Below are 20,838 nucleotides of genomic sequence, written 5' to 3' on the forward strand. Positions count from 1 at the left end.
CCGTGGGAGCAAAGCTTGCTCGCGATGAACGATAACGCCGTTCACCTGAAGACCCGGGCGCCTGCATCGCGGGCAAGCCTTGCTCCCACAGGTGAGTTGCTCACCACCTATTTGCAATGATTTGTCTTGATGTATGAGGTTGTATAAATGAAACCCTTATCGGTTGCAGTGCGCAACGTGGTCTCGGTGTTGTTGTTTGCGTGTGTGCCTATGGCCAATGCCTTGACCCAGGACATTAGCGCACTGTTCAGGCCTGACTCATCGAAACCCAACGAAAATACCTTTCTCAATACCACGCCTGTTAGCGGTTACTGCGCACAATATCCGTCGGAATGCAGGGCAACAAAGATGTTCAGCATTCGGTTGCCCTTTATCTTCAGTTCGACCAGTCCTATTCAAGCCAACCATGGGGATGCTCGACAGGGCGCGATGTTTAAACTCCCTACTACTTGGCGCACGACACAGGTGACCCATTCAGTGACGGGTGAAACCGAGGTCGTTGAAGTGCGCTGGTCCGGTATAGGTTCGACATACCGACTCTCTGGTAACGTCATCGACTTGGTAGGTGGCGGCGTGTCGCTCTTGATCGCCCATCAACGATTATGGAACGGCCTTAGTTGGGTATATGCCCCATCGCCTTGTAGATACAGCGGTATAGGGTTGTATACCAATACCGACTACACCTTCTTCTGGAAAACCCCGGTAGAGGGGGTATGTGCAAAAGGGGCCAATTATTTGATCCCTGGCTTTTCTTACCGCTATCTGGACTTTGCCTACGAACTGCGCACCCCCAACCCACTGAAAATGTCGTCCGGCCAATACACCGGGTCGCTGACTTATAGCGTCGGGCCGGGGCAGGACATTGACATGGGCGATGTCATGCTCCCCAACGATTCGGCGCTCACGCTCAATTTCAATCTTGAAGTCCAACACACCCTCCAGGTGGAAGTCCCCCCCGGCGGCAACCGCGTGGAACTGGTCCCCCAGGAAGGCTGGCAATCCTGGCTGAACAGCGGCCGCAAACCAACGCGGTTGTTTCGTGACCAGCGCTTCCATATCTCCGCTTCCTCACGTTTCAAGATGGCGCTCGAATGCCAAATCATCAGTGGCAATACCTGCGCGATCTCCGAAGCCGGCACCGGTCATGCCGTGCCGGTGGATGTCAGCGTCAGCTTGCCCGATGGCTTGACCGACGCCGCCGGGCAACCGGTCAACCGCCGCCGGTTACTGCGTGACGGCAGCGGCACCGAACTGTTCCAGCCAGGTTTCTATGTCGATCGCCGGCCGGGCACCCTGCACTTTGAAGTGGCCCGCACCAGCGTCGAAGAGATGCTCGACAGCGGCGCCAAGGCCTACACCGGCAACGTCACCGTTATCTGGGATTCGGAAGTTTAAAAAGGAGTGGCTTGGGCGGTCCGGGCCGATTTGAGGGTGAGGTAGAGATGAAGCAGTTACCAATGGCAGTGCAAGGCATGGTATCGGTGGTGGTGTTGACGTGTGCATCGACGGCTGATGCCGTGAGCAAGGATATCAGCGCGATCTTCAGGCCCGATCCCTCGAAGCCCAACCAAAACACCTTTCTCAATACCACCCCGGTCTCGGGTTATTGCGCACTGTATCCGGCGGTATGCGATGCGGAAAAAATGTTCAGCATCCAGCTGCCCATTGTCTTCGACTCCACCGGTCCCATTCAGGCCAATCATGGGGATTCCCGGCAAGGGGCAATGTTCGATGTACCGGCCACTTGGCGTCTGGCACAGGTGACCCATACGGGTACGGGCGAAACTGAAATTGTTCAAGTTCGCATCTCCGGCATAGGTTCGCGTTACCAACTTCCTGTCAGCGTAATCAGCCTGGTGGGCGGCGGTGTGGATCTCTCAACCGCTCATACCAGGTTATGGAGCGGTTCCAGCTGGAGGTATGCGCCTTCGCCCTGTCGATCCAGTAATTTTGCGACCATGAACGAGTGGATCTATAACTTTTTCTGGAAGACACCGACCGAGGGGGTGTGTGCCAAAAGGGCCAGCTACTTGATCCCCAGCATGTCCTACCGCCACTTGGATTTCGCCTACGAACTGCGCACCCCCAACCCATTGAGGATGTCGTCCGGCCAATACACCGGTTCAGTGAGCTATGGCGTTGGGCCGGGACAAGACTTCGACATGGGCGACGTCATGCTCCCCAGTGACTCGGTGATCACCCTCAATTTCAAACTCGATATCGAGCACACCCTCCAGGTCGAAGTGCCCCCTGGCGGAAACCTCGTGGAACTGGTGCCTCCGCAAGGCTGGCAAGCCTGGCTGAACAGCGGACGAAAACCGGCGCAGCTGTTTCGCGACCAACGTTTCCATATCTCGGCCTCGTCACGTTTCAAGATGGCCATCGAATGCCAGCACACCAGCGGCAACACCTGCGCGATTGCCGAAACCGGCACCGGTCATGCCGTGCCGGTGGACGTCAGCGTGACCCTGCCCGACGGGTTGACCGACGCCGCCGGGCAATCGATCAACCGCCGCCGATTGCTGCGTGACGGCAGTGGCACCGAGCTGTTCCAGCCGGGTTTTTACATCGATCGCCGGCCGGGCACTCTGCATTTTGAAGTAGCCCGCACCAGCGTCGAAGAGATGCTCGACAGCGGCGCCAAGGCCTATGCCGGCAACGTCACGGTGATCTGGGATTCGGAAGTCTGAGAGCCCTTAGGGCCAGCCATATTCAGTGAATTACGTTTAATGCATGAGGTTGAAAAAGTGATGAAGCATCTATGGGCATGGATTGGGTTTTATCTGTTTTGTGGCATGGCCCAGGCCGGGCCGCAAATTGGTGTCGGGGTGGTCTACGACTATCTGGACGGCGACAAAAGCACCTACATGAAACGGGTGTTCAACGGCGGGACGTCCACGGCATTCGTCAAGGTCAACATTCTGGAAATCATCTACAACGAGGACGGCACCTATCAGGAAGTGCCGCTGCAGAACCAGGCCAGTGCCATGGCCAAGGACGGCCTGATGGCCAGCCCGGCGCGGCTGATCGTGCCGGCCAACGGCATGCAGGGCACACGCTTGCTGTTCATGGGCAACCGTGACAAGGAGCGTTACTTCCGGGTGCGTTTCGTGCCGGTGGTGCCGGAAGCGGAGGACGAATTTGCCGTCAGTGCGCAGGAGCGCGAAGAGTACAAGAAAGAACGCGTGGCGGCGGGGGTCAAGGTCCTGGCGGGCTACGGCACGGTGTTCTTTGTGCGTCCCAAGGACACCCGTTTCGAGACGGTGATCGATGACAGCGCCAGTCGCTACGTTATGCGCAACAACGGCAACAGCGTCCTGGTGCTCGATGAGTTCAAGGATTGTGCGGTGAAGAAAGAAAACGACTGCCGGCCGACCACCAAACACCACGTCATGGCCGGTCGCGCGTTTTCGTTCGACAAGGAGGCGGGGCGTGAATATCGCTTCACGCTGATCGAGGGCGGCCAGAGCAAGACCGTCGAGATCAAGGGTTGACGGTTGCCGTCGCCGAACCGTCGTTGACGCCACAGGTAATCAAAATGTTCAAGACACTGCTAAGTCCCCTCGCATTGACCGCTCTGATGTTGCCCTGGAGCCCGGCCTGGGGCGCGGTCGAACGGGAAACCTTCGAACTCTACGTGACCATCCCGACGCTGGATTTCTATGTGCTGCCCCTCGATCCGCAGTTGGTCCAGCGTGAACAACGCTTGCCCTTCAGCACCATCACCAACGAGCTCAGCCCGTTGCGGGCGACCTATGAGGTGAAGAACAGCAACGGTGCTATCGGCGCGCGCCTGGCCGAAGAGGCGTACCTATCCAACGGTCGTGAGCGCATCGACCTGCGGGTACGGTTCAACAACGTCGAGTTGACCCTGGATTCGAATCACGTGGTGTCAGCCATCGAGGCCCGGCCCGGACGCCAGGTGCCGCTGGAAATCGCCGCCATCAAACCCGCCGACGAATACAAGCCCGGCGATTACTACGGCACGGTGCACATGGTGTTCGATGCCATTGCGCCGTGAGAAACAAAGGTGTGGGTTGGAATACGGGCTACGAGCGTCTCGGTTCTGTAGGAGCTGGCGAAGCCTGCGATCTTTTGATCTCGATCGTTCCCACGCTCCTGCGTGGGAATGTCGCCAGGGACGCTCCGCGTTCCGCTTCTGGAAGGTGACGCAGAGCGTCACGGGATGCGTTCCCACGCAGAGCGTGGGAACGATCAAAAGGTGTGGGTTGGAACCCGGCGGGAGTAAGCGCCCTCGCCACAAGGTGGTCTCCACTTCGTTTCATTACTCTGAAAAGGTATCAAGCATGTTTAGAAAAGTGATGTTCATGACGACCCTTGCAATCCTGAGTCCTTCACTGGTGCTGGCGGCTGATGATGCACGCACCGCCATCCATATCACCGCGAACATTCCCAACAAGCAGTTCCATGTGCAGCCGCGCAATCCGGACTTCGGTAAGGATGAGGTCATGCATTTCGACCCGGTGAACAGCCAACTGAGCCCGCTGCGCCAGACCTTCGATGTGAAGCACACCGATGGCTCGGTCCACGCCTATCTCGAGGGCGGCCGGGCGTGGTTGACCAACGGCAGTGACGCCATTCCCCTGCTTGTCAGGTTCAACAATATCCGCCTGACCGGTGTGTCCCAGGAAGTGGTGGATGACGCAACGTCCACGCCAGGCACCCAGGCGGACATGCACATCATGGCCTCGGACAGGGTCTACGACGGTCAGCAAGGTCTGTACACCGCCGACTTGACCGTGATCTTCGACGCGGTCCCTCGGGTTACCCTCTAACGCACCACACCACGCCGTGACTCATTGCCGCGCCACCAATGGTTTGCACTGGGTGTGACTGCCCGGTTGCAAGTAGGGCGAGAGGAACGGCGCCATGCCCTTGAGCACCTGCACTGGCAAGGCCGAGGTGAACTTGAAGTTCTGCGCCGAGGCGCCTGGCACGAAGGCGGTCAGGGTGCCGAAATGGCTTTCGCCGATGTAGAAGACGAAGGTGGCGGTGCGGTTGATCGACTTGGAACTGATCACTCGCCCGCCGGAGCCGACGGCTTCGATGCGGTTGTCACCGGTACCGGTCTTGCCGCCCATGGCCAACGGTGTGCCATCGGCCAGTTTGAAACTGCCGGCCACGCGTTTCGCGGTGCCGGCATCCACCACCTGGGACAGCGCACCGCGCAAGGCCTGGGCCACTTCCGCCGGCATCACGCGCTTGCCGTTATCCGGATTGCTCACCAGCCGTGTCTCGTAAGGCGTACCGACAGCAAAATCCAGGCTGTCGACGCGCAGCGCGGGCTTGCGGATGCCATCGTTGAGGATAGTGCCCACCAGTTCCGCCAGCGCGGCGGGGCGGTCGCCGGAGCTGCCGATGGCGGTGGCCAGCGACGGTACCAGATGGTCGAAAGGGTAGCCGACTTGTTGCCAGCGCTGATGGATATCCAGGAAGGCTTCGATCTCCAGCATGGTGCGGATGCGACTGTCGCGGGCGCTCTTGTGCCGGCTCTTGAACAGCCAGCTGTAGACTTCCTGGCGCTCGAACTCACTGGCCTTGACGATCTGGCTGAACTTGGCGTCGGGGTTGTTCAGCAGGTAACCCATCAACCACAGGTCCAGCGGGTGGACCTTGGCGATGAAGCCTTGGTCCGGCAGGTCATAGGCGCCGGGGCCGTAGCTCTGGTAGAGCCGTTCCAGGCGTTCGTCGGTGAGTTTTTCGGCTCCCTTGGCCGACTTCAAGTGCGCGCGCACGAAGCGGTTGAAGCTCTCCTGGCTGTCGTTGGGAAAGAAATAACGGTGCACGGCGGCCAGGCGGATCGCCGTAGGGCGCATGCCGTCGAGGAAGGTTTCCAGGCGTTGGCCGGTGTCCTTTTTCTGATACTTCTTCCAGAACCTGAGCAGGAACGAGGTGCCTTCGCGGTCTGCGAACTGGGCCAGGTATTCCTGGCGGCGCGGGTCCTTGTCGTCCTTGAGCAGTTCGGAACTGTTATTGGGGCCGGCATAGGTGGCGTAACGCACCAGGTCGCGCATCAGGCGGATGAAAGGCAGGTTGATCGATTCACGCAGGGCGTCGCGCAGCGTGGGGATGCGGCCATTGTCCTCGTTACGGAAGTTGTGGAAGGTGTGCAGCCCGCCACCGGTAAAGAACGCTTCTCCGGGGCTGGCTGAATAGGTGCGGTCCAGCGCGGCTTCAAGCATTTTCGGCAGGCTGCGGTCGGTGTTCTGGGTCAGGTAGTCCACGGCCCAGCGGGAGAGGCGGTCCGGCTCGGCGATGTCGACTTTCTTCAATGCCGCCGGGGTTTGCTGGGCATAGCGCTCGTGCAGCTCGGCGATGATCTGCAGATACGTGGTGAGCACCCGCAACTTGGCGGTGGAGCCCAGTTCCAGCTTGCTGCCTTCGTTGATGTCGAAGGGCTGGTCGGTGCTGTCGGTCTGCACCCGCACGCGCGAGCCGTCGGGGGTCAGTTCCAGCAGGGTGAAGCTGTAGCGCACCTGGGTGGTGCTGGTGGGGGTCAGCAGGCGTTCGCCCATCAGGCCGATCTCGGTCGCGAAGGCCGGGTCGGCCAAGCGCTTGAGGTAGTCGGTGGCCTGGGCCTGCAAGTCGCTTTGCAAGGTGCTGGTGGCGGAGAGGTCGAGGCGATCGAGGTCGTACAGCGGACGATTGAGCAGGGCTGCGAGGCGACTGCGGGCGGCGCTGATGCCTTTGTTGGTTTCGTTGGGCTGGACGGTCGGGTCCTGTACCCAGTCGCGATAACCGACCTGGCTCGCCAGGGCTGCCTCGGACAGTGCCGCATCGATCACGCCGTTCTGCGCCAACAGCCGGATGTGGCTGTCGGTCAGGCGCGCCAGTTCATCGCGACCCTTGGACAGGTAATGGGAGGGGCGGCGCTGGGCGATCATCAACGACAGCATTTCCCGCAGGGCCAAGCCTTTTTCCGCCAGGCTCTTGGGGTCGGTGGCGGTACTGAACAGCTGTTCATTGGCCCGCTTGAAATCGGCGCCGTACCAGACCCGCAAGCCTTCAGCCATGCCATGGACTTCACCATGCCCGGGCACGGCGGAGAGCGGCACGCTGTTGAGGTAGTCGCGAATGATCCGCTGCCGCGCCTCGAGGGTTTGCGGACCGGCCTGATAAGCCCGCACGCTGGCGGAAATCATCTGGCGGATTTTCTCCGCGCCGGACACGGTCAGGCCCTCAGGCGAGTGACGGTACTTCTCCAATTGTGTCGCCAGCGTGCTGCCCCCAGCGGATTGTCCCGGCAGGCTCAACAGCTTGGCGACCTGCGACCAGGCCGCCATGCCGAAGCGTGGCCAGTCTACCGCTGGGTTGGCCAAAGGTTGCTTGGGGTCGAGCAGGAAGCGGTTTTCGATAAACAACAGGCTCTGCACCACCACGGGCGGGATCGCTTCGAAGTTCGCATACAGTTGCTGCGGGTACTTGAACTGATAGACCGGTGCGGCGCGGCAGTCGGTGATAGTCAGGCCGGCCTGGATCTTTTCCGAATAGGGCACGAACAGACCTTTCTCGACGTAGCCCATCAAGGCCGGCGAGAACTGCGCCTGGGCCTGGATCACGTAGTCGCGCTTGAGCAGGCGCGGCAGGAATTCCCCCAGCGCGCTGTAGCCCAAGCGCCGGTCGAACGGGCCTGCACCCGGGTAAACGATGGCATCGCTGCGCCCCGGCTGCACCGCATAGCTCAGGGACGCAGCGTATTTGCTGATCTCCCGGGCCTGAAATCGCGAGGTGCGCATTTCCTTGGCCACCGCCAGGCCGACCACCACCACGATAATCAGCAGCAGTAACCAGAATGCCCGCCAGCCGTGTCGTGCGCGGCGTTTTTTTTGAGGTAAAGGCGCTTCTTCCATACGTTCAGTCGGGACCACAGGTTCATTCGAATCGGTTTGCCACAAAGCGCCCATAGTCGACTGATCCATTCACGCAGATTGATCGGACTTGCTTGAAGCTTAGACGGTGGTTGGCGTGGGGGGAGGGGAAATTGTCTGCCCTCGTCTGTCAGGAGGCTCCAGTGGTGCCGCTCTGTCGGTGTGATCGTTCCCCACGCTCTGCGTGGGAATGCATCCCGTGACGCTCTGCGTCACCTTCCAGAACCGGAACGCGGAGCGTCCCTGGCGACATTCCCACGCAGGAGCGTGGGAACGATCAAAAACTGCGGGCGCTGCGAAACGGGGAGTTGTCCGAAAGCCCTGCGCTAGAGCCATCTACCCATGCCAAAACATGACGCTGCACCAATGCTGTGCAATACTCGGCGCCGTTTCCGTATGACCTGAAATCCCAGACAACGCCTCTCCAAAAGCCACTTCCGACGCAGGCTTATCCCTGAATTTCCCAGGTTTTACAGTGAAACTCTCTATCCCTGGCTTTTTATACTGCATGGCCCGCTGATCCTGAGGTTGTCGTTCCACAGGACGGTCTGCCCACAAGACAGACCCGGTTTCGGCAAGGCGGCAGGCTCACCGGCCTGTGGCTTTGGACACTCGGTGGCTAATCCAATAACAAGACGAGGTTGTATCCCTATGCCTGTCGGCAATCATCTGCCCCATGGCGAGACCACCCAGGGTGGTCCGCTCAAACGTGAACTCGGTGAGCGGCATATCCGCCTGATGGCGCTCGGCGCCTGCATCGGTGTCGGGCTGTTCCTCGGTTCGGCCAAGGCCATTGAAATGGCCGGTCCGGCGATCATGCTGTCCTACATCATTGGCGGCCTGGCGATCCTGGTGATCATGCGCGCCCTTGGCGAAATGGCCGTGCATAACCCCGTGGCCGGTTCGTTCAGCCGCTATGCCCAGGACTACCTCGGCCCGCTGGCAGGCTTCCTGACCGGTTGGAACTACTGGTTCCTGTGGCTGGTGACCTGCGTGGCGGAAATCACCGCGGTAGCGGTGTACATGGGCATCTGGTTCCCTGATGTGCCCCGCTGGATCTGGGCCCTGGCGGCGCTGGTCAGCATGGGGTCGATCAACCTGATCGCGGTCAAGGCCTTCGGTGAGTTCGAATTCTGGTTCGCCCTGATCAAGATCGTCACCATCATCGCCATGGTCATCGGCGGCGTCGGCATCATCGCCTTCGGGGTCGGCAACGACGGCGTGGCCCTGGGCATTTCCAACCTCTGGGCCCACGGCGGCTTCATGCCCAACGGCGTGTCCGGCGTGTTGATGTCCCTGCAAATGGTCATGTTCGCGTATCTGGGCGTGGAGATGATCGGCCTGACCGCCGGTGAGGCGAAGAACCCGCAGAAAACCATTCCCAACGCCATCGGCTCGGTGTTCTGGCGAATCCTGCTGTTCTACGTCGGCGCGCTGTTCGTGATCCTGTCGATCTACCCGTGGAACGAGATCGGCACCCAGGGCAGCCCGTTCGTGATGACCTTCGAGCGCCTGGGCATCAAGACCGCCGCCGGCATCATCAATTTCGTGGTGATCACCGCCGCACTGTCGTCCTGCAACGGCGGGATCTTCAGCACCGGGAGGATGCTCTACAGCCTGGCGCAGAACGGCCAGGCCCCGGCCGGTTTCGCCAAGACCTCGGCCAACGGCGTACCGCGCCGCGCATTGTTGCTGTCCATCGCCGCATTGCTGTTGGGCGTGCTGCTCAACTACCTGGTGCCGGAGAAAGTCTTCGTCTGGGTGACGTCGATTGCCACCTTCGGCGCGATCTGGACCTGGGTGATGATCCTGCTGGCCCAGCTCAAGTTCCGCAAAAGCCTCAGCGCTTCAGAGTGTGCGGCCCTGAAATACCGCATGTGGCTGTACCCGGTCAGCTCGTACCTGGCGCTGGCCTTCCTGGTGCTGGTGGTGGGCCTGATGGCTTATTTCCCGGACACCCGCGTGGCGCTGTATGTCGGCCCTGCGTTCCTGGTGCTGCTGACGGGGCTGTTTTATACCTTCAAGTTGCAGCCGACGGGCGATGTACAGGGTTCGGTGCGTTCAGCTTCGTAACCTGATAGTGCTGTCAAACAAGAGCCCCGGTCGGAATGACTGGGGCTTTTTCGTAGGAATGAACCTAACCGTCCGTCGAAATCCCATCCGAGCTATGGTGCATGGTGTCCTTCAGCGAGCAAAGCCGCCGAGGCCAGGCGAGTCCGGTCCATAGTGTCAGACCTTCGATATGCTCGGTGAGGACTGCCCGACCACCGACATACGGACAAATCCAGACGAACCCAAGGCCGCGGAAAGCGAAGCAAAACCAACCAGATCGCGACGGGTAAACGTCAGCACCTTCCGTGACGAATGAACCATCGGGGTGGATGGTTAATCGTGAGGAAGTTGGTGTCTACTGTCAGAACTTACAGGTGGGTCGTATATCTGGAACAAGAGCCGGTGATGCGATGTTCTTCAGGGAGTGATAACCCCGTGGTGAGGGGGCAAGCTCCCTCGCCACAAGGGCTTGTGTGTACCCATAAATATCCGGTGTTTATGCCGCTGCTATTTCCTGCGGCTCAAAACTGTCCGCCCGCGCCATCTGCCACATCCGCGAATAAAACGCTCCATTGACCTCACCCGTCAGCAATTCCCCTGGCTTGAGAAACACATGCAACTGAGAGAACAACTTGATCTCAGTCGCCGACATACGCCGTACCAGATGTTTGGGCTGCAATTGCGACGGATGCTCAAGCCCGGCGGCGGCGAGCATTTCGGCCAGGGCCTTGAGGGTGTTGCGGTGGAAGTTGTAGACCCGTTGGGCTTTATCCGGGACGACCAGAGCGCGCTGGCGCAGGGTGTCCTGGGTGGCGACGCCAGTCGGGCATTTGTTGGTGTGGCAGCTTTGCGACTGGATGCAGCCGATGGCGAACATGAAGCCACGCGCGGCGTTGGCCCAGTCGGCACCGATGGCCAGGACGCTGGCGATGTCGAAGGCGCTGACGATCTTGCCGCTGGCGCCGAGCTTGATCTTGTCCCGCAGGTTCAGGCCCACCAGGGTGTTGTGCACGAACAAAAGGCCCTCGCGCAATGGCACACCGATGTGGTCGGTGAATTCCACTGGCGCCGCGCCCGTGCCGCCTTCCTTGCCGTCGACCACGATGAAGTCGGGCAGGATCCCGGTTTCCAGCATGGCCTTGGCGATACCCATGAACTCCCACGGGTGACCCAGGCAGAACTTGAAGCCCACCGGTTTGCCGCCGGACAGTTCGCGCAGTTGCTGGACGAACTGCATCAGTTCGATCGGCGTGGAAAACGCGCTGTGACGTGACGGCGAAACACAATCCTCGCCCATAAGGATGCCCCGGGTCTCGGCGATTTCCCGGGTGACCTTGTGCTTGGGCAAGATCCCGCCATGGCCGGGTTTGGCGCCCTGGCTCATCTTGATTTCAATCATCCGTACCTGCGGGTTCTGCGCCTGGGCGGCGAAGCGTTCCGGGTCGAAGCGTCCGTCGGGGGTGCGACAGCCGAAATAGCCGCTGCCCAGTTCCCAGGTCAGGTCGCCGCCGTGTTCGCGGTGGTAGGGGCTGATGCTGCCTTCACCGGTGTCGTGGGCGAAATTGCCGAGCTTGGCCCCCTGGTTCAACGCCCGGATGGCGTTGGCGCTCAGGGAACCGAAGCTCATGGCCGAGATGTTGAACACCGACGCCGAGTACGGCTGGGTGCATTGCGGGCCGCCGACCGCCACGCGAAAACCGCTGGGATCGCTCAGCGGGGCCGGGCGCATGGAATGGCCGATGAATTCGAAGCCGGTCTGGTAGACGTCGATCAAGGTGCCGAACGGCTTGTCGGCGCTTTCGTTCTTGGCCCGGGAATACACCAGCGAGCGTTGGGCCCGGGAGAAGGGCAGGGCATCGCTGTCGGATTCAAGCAGGTACTGGCGGATCTCCGGGCGGATGCCTTCGACCAGGTAGCGGATGTTGCCCAGGATCGGGTAGTTGCGCCGTACGGCGTGGCGGCTTTGCAACAGGTCGAACACCCCCAGCAGGCTCAACAGCCCGGTCACCAGCGCGATCGGCCAAAGCCAGTCGTGTTGCAGGAACGGCAGGCTGGCGAGGGTGAAGATGACACAGCCGGCAAAGAAGGCGTAGCGACTCAGCAGAGACAGGCTCATACGGTTTCCTTGGGAGGGAGCGATTGGCGAGACATTAGCTTGGAATGCGACCTGTGGCGAGGGCGCGGGGTTGGTGTTTCGATCGTTCCCACGCTCTGCGTGGGAATGTTGCCAGGGACGCTCTGCGTTCCGATTCTGAAATGTGACGCAGAGCGTCACTGGATGCGTTCCCACGCAGAGCGTGGGAACGATCAGAGACAATTTGAACTGCCGGGGGGCTCAGCTCGCTTGCTTCATCTGCCGCACCGGCAATTCCACGCGGAAGGTGGTGCCGACGCCGACTTCGCTGCGTACCGTGATCTCGCCGTTGTGTTTTTTCACGATGCCGTAGGACAACGACAGCCCGAGCCCTGTGCCCTGGCCGATGGGTTTGGTGGTGAAGAACGGGTCGAAGATTTTCTGCAGGGTATCGGGGGGGATGCCCGAGCCGTTGTCGGCGACTTCGATCCATACGGTTTCATCACCGACGCCGTTGCGCAGGGTGATGGTGCCGCGCTCGGGGCCGATGGCCTGGGCGGCGTTGACGATCAGGTTCATGATCACCTGGTTGATCTGCGACGGCAGGCATTCCACCTCCGGCAACGGCGTGTACTCCTTGACCACGTCGGCCTTGTACTTGATTTCATTGGCGACGATGTTCAACGTCGAATCCATGCCCTGCTGCAAATTGGCCATCTGCCATTCCTGGCTGGAATCGACGCGAGAGAAGTCCTTCAGGTCCTTGACGATTTGTCCGACGCGGCCGATGCCATCCTTGGACTCCTTGATCAGCAACGGGATGTCCTCGACGAGAAAGTCCAGCTCCACCTGTTCGCGCAGCTTGCGCAATTGCACCACCAGCTCCGGCGAGGCGATGGCCCCCTCGGCGCTGCCGTAGGCGCTGAGCATTTCCTGGAGTTTGCCGAAGTAGCCGTCCAATGCCCCCAGGTTAGAAGAAATGAAGCCGATCGGGTTGTTGATTTCGTGGGCCACCCCAGCCGCCAACTGGCCCAGCGAGGCGAGTTTTTCCGATTGCACCAGTTGGGTTTCCAACATCTTGCGTTCGTCGATTTCCATTTGCAGCAGCTCGCTGGCCTGTTTGAACGCCTGGGTGCGTTGTTCCACCAGGTCTTCGAGCTTGTTCATTTTCAGTTGCGCACGGGAGGTCATCTCCCATTTGGTGGTCAGGGTGTTGGCCATCTGTTGGACTTCGATGTTGTCGAACGGCTTTTTCAGGATCAGCAAACGGTCGTGGCCGTTCAGGCGATCGAGCAGTTCATCCCAGGAATAATCCGAATACGCGGTGCAGACCACCACTTGCAGCAACGGATCGCGTTTCCAGAGTTCTTCGATGGTCTTGGCGCCATCCCAGCCTTCGGGCATGCGCATGTCGACAAAGGCCAGGGCGTAAGGACGCCCTTTTGCCGATGCCTCCAGCAACTTGTTCAGGCCTTCCTGCCCGCCATAGGCCGAGTCGAGTTCGAACACCGTGGCGGTAGGTTTTGGTGCATCGCCGAACAGCGCGCTTTCCATGTCCAGCAAGTCAGCGTTGCTGTCATCCTCCGGCGTGAGGATCTTGCGGAAATCTTCATGAATGGCGGGTGTATCGTCGATCAACAGGATGCGGCGGTTACTCATGCTATTCATGGCTCACCTTCTGCAAGTTTCAGGGGCAGTTGCAGTTGGAACGTCGCCCCCCTGCCTGGCCCCTCACTGTGGGCGGTGAGGCGGCCTTCCATTTCAATGGCCGCCAATGCGCAGCTGTGCAGGCCAAAGCCGTGGCCGTCCTTACGCGTAGTAAAACCGTGGGCGAAGATGCGCGTCATGTTTTCCTCCGGGATACCTTCGCCTTCGTCCTTGACGCTGATTTGCAGGGTCTGGCCATCGACGACGGCAGCCTTCAGGGTCATGTTACGCGCATGATTGGAAACCCCCGCCATGGCGTATTTGGCATTACTGATCAGGTTGATCAGGATCAACAGCAAGCGGTGCTTGTCACCCATGATCCGCGGCACTTCGCCGTATTCCTTGATCACCGTAACATGGTGACGGGTCAGGGCGCCCGAGTTCATGCGCAGGGCATCTTCAAGCAGCTCGCTGACTACCAAGGGTTCCAGCAGGCTGTTGGCCCCGGCATAGGATTGCTGCGTGGAGACGATGTCCTTGATGTGGTCCACGCTTTTGCTCAACTGGGCCAGTTCGTCGGTCAGGCCCTGTTGCTCTAGCGCGATGGCCTCGACCAGTTGGTTGAGGTAACCGGGCAGCAGCTTGCCTTTGGCGTCTTCGGTGAGAAAGTGCCCGAGGTCATCGGCGTGTTCGTTGATCAGTTGCATCGCCTTGCCCAGCCCCTGGGCCTTGCTGCTGCGCAGTTTGCGGCTGACCAGGTCGGCGGAGATGTTCACGCTATTGAGCACGTTACCGACGTTGTGCAGCACGTTGGTGGCGATTTCCGCCATGCCGGCCTGGCGAGCGGTGTCCATCAATTCGCTCTGGGTGTCCTTGAGCTGACGGGTCCGTTCTTCAACCCGCTGTTCCAGTTCATCGTTGGCGCTTTGCAGGGCGTTGTTGACCCGTTTGATCTCGGCGAAGCTGCGTACCAGCCGGATCGCCAGCCAGATCAATATCAATACCAGGAACGTGGCGAATACCAGCAGGTAGATGTGGTTACGTTCGTATTTGGCCGCGGCTTTGCCCTGGTCTTTCTCCAACAGGTCGGTAATGGTGTCCAGGTGCCTGGCCACGGGAATCGCTTCAATGGCCTCCAACAGCTCATTGACCCGCGGTTGTTCGCGCAGGATCAGCGCGATGTGCCTGCTCAGGATGTCAACGGGGCCTTGAAGCCCCTGGGGCATGCGCTCCTTGTTGACGTCCAGCCGGTTCAGTCCCAGCAGCACGTCGGCAGCTACCTCGGGGGTGCTGAGCTGGGCGAACTCCATGCTGCTGAGCAACAGGTCATAGGTGTCGATGGCGACGTTTTGCAGCTGCAGCCGCTCGGTGTCAGCCAGCCGGGCGAATTGGGACTGGATGTCGTCTTCGGCGGCGGGCAGGAAGGCCATGGAGTTGCGCAGCACCGCGTTGTGGGACTTGAACTGTTCCACCAGCCGGGTTTTTTCCTTGATCGCCTTGAGGTACTCGTCGCGCTGGGCTTCCCAGAGCGACGGTTTGTGGCGCCCGGGCTCCGATTCGATGGCGTCCAGACGCTGCCATAGGCGCGACATTTCGTGCAGGGGCGAGACCAGGGGGTCGTAGTTGTGGGTCAGGGCGATCCGCGACTTGAGCACCTCGTTGTCCCAAATGGCGTCTTGCTGCTTGAGCAGGCGGATCAGATCCCGGGACTCAATGTACGAGGCGGCCTGCTGGGCCCCCGAATTGACGTACATGAACAGCAGGACCGAAGCCAGTAACAGGCCGATGAACGCAAGACCGAGGCGACGGAGAGTGGTCATAGAGGCTTGCCTTCCGATTCACCGGTCAGGGTCTTGAGGAATTCGACGATCAGGGTCGTATCGTTTTTCAGAGGCTCGCGACCCAATTGGTACTTGAACATGACCTCCACCGCGCGTTCCAGGGTCGGTGCCGACGCGTCATGGAAATACGGGGCGGTGACGGCCACATTGCGCAGGCTGGGCACCTTGAAGACCTGGCGGTCGGCTTCGTCGCCGGTAATGTTGTAGCGTCCTTCGTCGGCTCGGGTGGGATTGCCCCGGTCCTTGATGTAGTCGCCCATGACCCCGAACTTCTGGAACATGTTGCCGCCGATGTTCACGCCTTGGTGGCAGGCGATGCAGCCGTACTCCTTGAAGCGCTGGTAACCGAACTTTTCCCGGGGCGTGAGGATGTCGGTATTGCCCAGCAGGTATTGGTCGAAGCGCGAATTGGGCGTCTGCAAGGTGCGCTCGTAATCAGCCAGTGCGCCCTGGATATTGGGCTTGGTCACGCCATCGGGGTACGCGTCCTTGAAGTCCTTGGCATAGCCGGGGTCATCGGCGATGCGCTTGACCACGGCTTCCCAGGTGCTGCCCATTTCCACCGGGCTGGTCACGACCGCGTTGACCTGTTCTTCCAACGTGTCGACGCGGCCATCCCAGAACTGGTGGAAGTTCAGGCCGGCATTGAACACGGTGGGCGTGTTGACCTCCACCGGCTTGCCATCGAAGCCTAAGGAAAACGGCTTGTCGTCGGCGCCGCCTCTGTCCAGGCGATGGCAACTGGCGCAGGACAGGGTGTTGTTGACCGACAGCCGCGGGTCATTGAACAGCCGCAGCCCCAGTTGGACGTGCTTGGGGTCCAGGGCCGGAGCCGGTGGCAGGGGTTTGAGGGGTTCGTCCAGTGGCTCGGCGTGAGCGGTCACGCTTGATCCCACGAGCAGGCCGAGAGCCAGAATCAGTCCATGTGACGCCATGGGATGCTTTCCTTGAAACTTTGGTTGATAACACTCAGGTGTTCACGAAAACGGGTTCTGGCGTTTTTCCCACTCGGTCATCCAGTCGGCGAAGGCCTGCGGTTCGACGGCCTTGCTGAAGTAATAACCCTGGACCTCCTCGCATTGGTGCTTCTTGAGAAATTCCAACTGCTCGAGGGTTTCCACACCTTCGGCAATGATGTGCAGGTTCAGGCTCTTGCCCAGGCTGATGATGGTGCTCACCAGCTTGGCGTCGTTGCTGTCGATGCTCAGGTCACCGACGAACGACTGGTCGATCTTCAACACATCCACCGGAAATTTCTGCAGGTAGCTCAGGCTCGAATAGCCGGTGCCGAAGTCGTCGATGGCCAGGCGAATCCCCAGCTGCTTGATGGCCTTGAGGATGGCGACCGTGGTATCGACGTTCTGCATCAGGACGCTTTCGGTGATCTCCAGTTCCAACTGTGTCGGAGCCAGGCCGGTTTCCTTGAGGGTGCGGGCGATGCCTTCGACGAAGCCGCGCTGGCGAAAATCGATGGCCGAGATGTTCACCGACAGGTACAGCGGGCGCATGCCCTGGGCTTGCCAGCGGCAGGCCTGCTGGCAGGCTTCCTGCAGCACCCATTGGCTCAGCGGAACGATCAGGCCGCTGTCCTCGGCCACTGGAATGAAATCCGAGGGATAGACCAGGCCATGATCCGGTCTGTCCCAGCGCACCAGCGCCTCGACACCGACCACCTTGCCGCTCTTGAGGTCGAGCTTGGGTTGGTAATGCAGCACGAATTCCTTGCGTTGCAGGCCCAGGCGCAGGCCGGATTCGATGGTCTGTTGCTGTCGGGCCCGGCGGTTCATGTCTTCGGTGAAAAACCGGTAGTCGTTGGGGCCGGTTTCCTTGACGTTGCGCATCGCTGTCTCGGCTTTCTTGATCAGCGCCACGGCGTCGAAACCGTCGGTGGGGTACACGCTGATGCCCAGGCTCGCGGTGACGCTCAGGTCATGGCCGTCGATGGGTTGCGGGGAACTGATGGCCGCCAGCAGTTTGTCGGCCACGCCTTTGGTCTGTTGCGGGTCGACGACATCTCCCAGTACCACCACGAACTCATCGGAACCGTAGCGAAACACCGAATCGGATTCACGCACCACGGTCGCCAGTGCCCGGGCCACTCGCTTGAGCATTTCATCGCCCACGGGATGGCCCAGCGCGTTATTGATGCGCTTGAAGCGGTCCAGGCCGATGAACATCACCGCCAGTTGCCGGTCGTGCCGGCGGCACTGGGCCATGGCCTGGGTCAGGCGGTCGCCGAGCAACATGCTGTTGGGCAACTCGGTGAGCACGTCGTATTGCAGCAGGTGGGACACCTTGAGCAATTCCTGGACGCGCTCTTCGATCGTGCGTTCCAGGCTGCGCATTTTTCTTGCCGCATCCTGGGCCAACTGCCATTTCCAGGTCATGGCGCTGGCCATCTGGCGGATTTCCAGGGTGTCGAAGGGTTTTTTGAGGATCAGCAACTGATCGTCGAACTCGATCCGTTCGGACATGGTTTCCCAGGAGTAGTCCGAGAACGCCGTGCACAGGGCGATTTGCAGGCGCGGGTCGGCCTCCCACAGCGCCTCGATGGTTTGCAGGCCGTCCCAGCCCGGTGGCATGCGCATGTCGGCGAACACCAGCGCATAGGGCTGGCCTTCGGCCTGGGCGCGCTTGACCAGTTCCAGCGCCTCCTCGCCCTGGTAGGCCGAGTCGATCTGGAATTGCAGCCGGCTGACCTGCGGGGTGCCGAACAGCAGGCTCTCGGTGTCGTCCAGTGAGTCATCGCTGCCGGCGCTGGGGCTGAGGATCTTGCGAAAGTCCTGGTGGATCGCGGGCGTGTCGTCCACCACCAGGATTCGCCGGTTGGCAGGTACCGACATTGGATTCATGGATTGCTCTCCGATAGCTGGCTCGCCGGTCGGGTCCAGTGGTCTGTCGCCGGAACGATGGTGCCGGCCTTGAGCAGTTCGGCGGCCTGGTCGCTGTCGACCACGGTGCTGAAGTAATGCCCTTGGGCCTGCATCTCCCCGCCGCTGGACATCAGCGTGGTGCGTTGCTCCTGAGTCTCGACGCCCTCGGCAATGATCCCGATGCCCACGTCCCGGGCGAAGTTGATGATCGCCCGCAACGTCGTGGCGTTTTCGGGGTCGGCGTTGGCGCTGTCGAGGAAACGCTGGGCAAGCTTGAGGTGATTGACCCGGTAGGTCTTGAGGTAATCGAACGAGGAGTACTCGGTGCCGAAATCATCGATGGCGATCTGCACGCCCAATTCGCAGAGGCGCGGCAGCACGTCGTTGTGGGTCCACTTGGTCTGGGCCAGGGTGGCTTCGGTGACGTCGAAGCGCAGGTCCCAGGGCGCCAGTTCCCAGCGCGCGGTGGTGCGCAGCACGTCGTAGATCAGTTCCGGCCCGGTCTTGAGCTGGGTCAGGGACAGGTCGATGGCGATCACCGGGGGCGCCATGCCCTGGTCGCGCCACTGGCGCATTTGTTGGCAGGCCTGGTCCAGCACCCAGTGCCCCAGGCCAATGATGATCCCGGTTTTCTCGGCGGCGGGCATGAAGACCGCCGGTTCCAGCCAGCCACGTTGGGGATGGTTCCAGCGTACTTGCACGCCCATGCCGAGGATCTTGCCGCTGCCGAGGTCGACTTCCGGCAGGTAGTGCAGGTGCAGTTCGTTGTTTTCAATGGCTTGGCGCAGGTCGTTGGCGAGGGCGACCCGGTCGGTGACTTCCTGGTTAATTTCCTCGTTATGGAAATGGTACTGGTTGCGGCCCTTTTCCTTGGAGCGGTACAGGGCCATGTCGGACTGCGCCATCAGGCTGTCGGCACTCAGGCTCTGCGGGGTGTACAGGGCGATGCCGATGCTCACCGAGATCCGCACGTCGTTGCCGTCCAGGGAATAGGGCGCCACGAGCGTATCGCGGATCTTGCCCGCCAGCGCGGCGCAATGGGTCGCTTCATGGACGTCCAGTTGCAGGATGGCGAACTCGTCGCCCCCCAGGCGTGCCACCACGTCGTTTTCCCGGGTGCAGCCCTTGATCCGCTTGGCAACTTCCTGCAACAACAGGTCGCCGATGGGGTGACCCAGGGTGTCGTTGATCCGTTTGAAGTGGTCCAGGTCCAGGTAGAACATCGCAAACGGCGCCGCACCCCGACGAGCGGCGGCGAAGGCCTGGTGCAGGCGCTCGATCATGGTGGCGCGGTTGGCCAGTCCGGTCAGGCCGTCGGTGCGGGCCAGCAGGGCGATTTTCTCTTCGGCCAGCTTGCGCTCGGTAATGTCGAGGATGATGCCTTCTATTTCCAGCAACAGGCCTTGCTCGTTGCGCACCGGGATGTAGCGGTTTTCTACCCAGCGGTACGTGTCGTCGCCGGTGCGCATGCGGAACTCGATGGACGCGCCTGCGGTGTCGCGGTCCAGGACACGGACCATGGCCTCATGGACCTTCTCCTGGTCGTCGGGGTGGATCAGGGTTTGCGCCCAGTCCGGAGAATTGGTCAGTTGCGCTGCGGAATGGCCGAACTTGGTGATGTTGTGGGAGATGTACATCAATGCGAACGGCGGCTCGCCCCGCAGGCGATAGAGAATGGTCGGGCTGTTCTGCACGATGATGTTGGCGTCGGCCAGTTCGCGAGTGCGTTCCTCGACCGCGCGCTCGAGCATGTCCATTTTCAGCGCCGCGTCTTCGGTCATCTGCCATTTGACGGTCAAGGTGCTGGCCATCTGGCGGATCTCGATGGCGTCGAAGGGTTTTTTCAGGATGAGCAGGCGATCGCCCAGTTCAAGGCGATCGGCGATGTCTTCCCAGGAATAATCCGAGTAAGCGGTGCACAGGGCCACCTGCAGCTTGGGATCGGCGCGCCACAGCCGTTCGATGGTTTCCAGGCCGTCCCAGCCCGGCGGCATGCGCATGTCGATGAACGCCATGGCGAAGGGTTGCCCCTGGGCCAGCGCCGTTTCGACCTTGTTCAGGGCTTCCATGCCCTGGAATGCCGAATCGAGCACGAAACTCATGCAGGAAACCGCCACAGGCGAGCCGAACAGGGCTTGTTCGGCGCTGCTCAGGCTGTCCTGGGTGTTCGCCTCGGGGCTGAGGATCTTGCGGAAATCCTCATGGATAGTCGGCGTGTCGTCGACGATCAGGATTCGCCGATTGGTTTTATCCAACGGCAGGCTCATGGCCGTGCACCGTTTTGATGCTGACTATAGAACCCTGGAAACATCTGATATCCCTTTCGCTGGCATGAGTATTCGGCCTGTACTTGGCCCTTCATGGGGTACAGCATAGTCGCCTCATCGGGATACGCTCGGTCAGTGATGGCAAATGTGTCTAAATATTCGCAATCTACTAGCCTGTATTTCGGGGGTAAGGTA

The 20,838-nt window shown here is 60.6% G+C and carries 13 protein-coding genes; 6 read left to right on the forward strand and 7 right to left on the reverse strand.

Annotation, left to right across the window (positions count from 1 at the left end; translation table 11 throughout):
• Positions 1 to 147 precede the first annotated feature (147 nt).
• The 5 genes from KGA89_RS10205 to KGA89_RS10225 all read left to right on the forward strand — a co-directional run bounded on the left by KGA89_RS10205 (position 148) and on the right by KGA89_RS10225 (position 4,796).
• Entirely contained in the window at positions 148 to 1,395 is a 1,248-nt protein-coding gene (locus tag KGA89_RS10205; RefSeq protein ID WP_223471457.1) for a hypothetical protein, read from the forward strand.
• Positions 1,396 to 1,457: 62 nt separating this feature from the next.
• Positions 1,458 to 2,690, forward strand: a complete 1,233-nt coding sequence (locus KGA89_RS10210; protein ID WP_013694143.1) for a hypothetical protein — start codon at positions 1,458 to 1,460, stop codon at positions 2,688 to 2,690.
• Positions 2,691 to 2,750: 60 nt separating this feature from the next.
• Positions 2,751 to 3,494 (forward strand): pilus assembly protein, encoded by a 744-nt coding sequence (locus KGA89_RS10215; protein ID WP_038859429.1) that lies wholly within the window; start codon positions 2,751 to 2,753, stop codon positions 3,492 to 3,494.
• A 44-nt stretch (positions 3,495 to 3,538) separates the two neighbouring features.
• Positions 3,539 to 4,021 carry a CS1 type fimbrial major subunit gene (locus KGA89_RS10220; protein ID WP_003205202.1) on the forward strand — a complete coding sequence of 161 codons (483 nt, stop codon included), beginning with the start codon at positions 3,539 to 3,541 and terminating at the stop codon, positions 4,019 to 4,021.
• Positions 4,022 to 4,307: 286 nt separating this feature from the next.
• Positions 4,308 to 4,796: a CS1 type fimbrial major subunit gene (locus KGA89_RS10225; RefSeq protein ID WP_027911397.1), complete on the forward strand. Its 489-nt coding sequence runs from the start codon at positions 4,308 to 4,310 to the stop codon at positions 4,794 to 4,796.
• A gap of 21 nt (positions 4,797 to 4,817) precedes the next feature.
• Here the strand turns inward: KGA89_RS10225 and KGA89_RS10230 are convergent, their stop codons facing one another.
• Positions 4,818 to 7,925: a transglycosylase domain-containing protein gene (locus KGA89_RS10230; protein ID WP_223471458.1), complete on the reverse strand. Its 3,108-nt coding sequence runs from the start codon at positions 7,923 to 7,925 to the stop codon at positions 4,818 to 4,820.
• A 615-nt stretch (positions 7,926 to 8,540) separates the two neighbouring features.
• On the opposite strand from KGA89_RS10230, the gene KGA89_RS10235 reads away from it, so the two are divergent.
• Complete coding sequence (locus KGA89_RS10235) at positions 8,541 to 9,962, forward strand: amino acid permease (RefSeq protein ID WP_223471459.1); 1,422 nt, start codon at positions 8,541 to 8,543, stop codon at positions 9,960 to 9,962.
• A gap of 475 nt (positions 9,963 to 10,437) precedes the next feature.
• On the opposite strand, the gene KGA89_RS10240 is transcribed toward KGA89_RS10235, so the two are convergent.
• The 6 genes from KGA89_RS10240 to KGA89_RS10265 form a co-directional block, all read right to left on the reverse strand.
• Positions 10,438 to 12,057, reverse strand: coding sequence for an FMN-binding glutamate synthase family protein (locus tag KGA89_RS10240; protein WP_223471460.1), 1,620 nt, complete (start codon positions 12,055 to 12,057; stop codon positions 10,438 to 10,440).
• A gap of 219 nt (positions 12,058 to 12,276) precedes the next feature.
• Entirely contained in the window at positions 12,277 to 13,683 is a 1,407-nt protein-coding gene (locus tag KGA89_RS10245) for an ATP-binding protein (RefSeq protein WP_223471461.1), read from the reverse strand.
• Entirely contained in the window at positions 13,680 to 15,482 is a 1,803-nt protein-coding gene (locus KGA89_RS10250; protein ID WP_223471462.1) for a DAHL domain-containing protein, read from the reverse strand. Before KGA89_RS10250 ends, KGA89_RS10245 begins: the two co-directional genes overlap by 4 nt.
• Complete coding sequence (locus KGA89_RS10255; protein WP_223471463.1) at positions 15,479 to 16,438, reverse strand: cytochrome-c peroxidase; 960 nt, start codon at positions 16,436 to 16,438, stop codon at positions 15,479 to 15,481. The genes KGA89_RS10250 and KGA89_RS10255 overlap by 4 nt, the downstream gene beginning before the upstream one ends.
• Positions 16,439 to 16,480: 42 nt before the next feature.
• Positions 16,481 to 18,355 (reverse strand): putative bifunctional diguanylate cyclase/phosphodiesterase, encoded by a 1,875-nt coding sequence (locus KGA89_RS10260; protein WP_060614112.1) that lies wholly within the window; start codon positions 18,353 to 18,355, stop codon positions 16,481 to 16,483.
• Positions 18,352 to 20,643, reverse strand: coding sequence for an EAL domain-containing protein (locus tag KGA89_RS10265; protein WP_039013839.1), 2,292 nt, complete (start codon positions 20,641 to 20,643; stop codon positions 18,352 to 18,354). The genes KGA89_RS10260 and KGA89_RS10265 overlap by 4 nt, the downstream gene beginning before the upstream one ends.
• Between the last annotated feature and the right edge of the window lie 195 nt (positions 20,644 to 20,838).

This window comes from Pseudomonas sp. A-RE-22 (genome assembly GCF_019956035.1).
Classification (GTDB): Bacteria; Pseudomonadota; Gammaproteobacteria; order Pseudomonadales; family Pseudomonadaceae; genus Aquipseudomonas; species Aquipseudomonas brassicacearum.

Coding starts and splice junctions, on each gene's coding strand:
- KGA89_RS10205 (WP_223471457.1), top strand. CDS start 148: ATGAAACCCTTATCGGTTGCAGTGCGCAACGTGGTCTCGGTGTTGTTG.
- KGA89_RS10210 (WP_013694143.1), top strand. CDS start 1,458: ATGGCAGTGCAAGGCATGGTATCGGTGGTGGTGTTGACGTGTGCATCG.
- KGA89_RS10215 (WP_038859429.1), top strand. CDS start 2,751: ATGAAGCATCTATGGGCATGGATTGGGTTTTATCTGTTTTGTGGCATG.
- KGA89_RS10220 (WP_003205202.1), top strand. CDS start 3,539: ATGTTCAAGACACTGCTAAGTCCCCTCGCATTGACCGCTCTGATGTTG.
- KGA89_RS10225 (WP_027911397.1), top strand. CDS start 4,308: ATGTTTAGAAAAGTGATGTTCATGACGACCCTTGCAATCCTGAGTCCT.
- KGA89_RS10230 (WP_223471458.1), bottom strand. CDS start 7,925: ATGGGCGCTTTGTGGCAAACCGATTCGAATGAACCTGTGGTCCCGACT.
- KGA89_RS10235 (WP_223471459.1), top strand. CDS start 8,541: ATGCCTGTCGGCAATCATCTGCCCCATGGCGAGACCACCCAGGGTGGT.
- KGA89_RS10240 (WP_223471460.1), bottom strand. CDS start 12,057: ATGAGCCTGTCTCTGCTGAGTCGCTACGCCTTCTTTGCCGGCTGTGTC.
- KGA89_RS10245 (WP_223471461.1), bottom strand. CDS start 13,683: ATGAATAGCATGAGTAACCGCCGCATCCTGTTGATCGACGATACACCC.
- KGA89_RS10250 (WP_223471462.1), bottom strand. CDS start 15,482: ATGACCACTCTCCGTCGCCTCGGTCTTGCGTTCATCGGCCTGTTACTG.
- KGA89_RS10255 (WP_223471463.1), bottom strand. CDS start 16,438: ATGGCGTCACATGGACTGATTCTGGCTCTCGGCCTGCTCGTGGGATCA.
- KGA89_RS10260 (WP_060614112.1), bottom strand. CDS start 18,355: ATGAATCCAATGTCGGTACCTGCCAACCGGCGAATCCTGGTGGTGGAC.
- KGA89_RS10265 (WP_039013839.1), bottom strand. CDS start 20,643: ATGAGCCTGCCGTTGGATAAAACCAATCGGCGAATCCTGATCGTCGAC.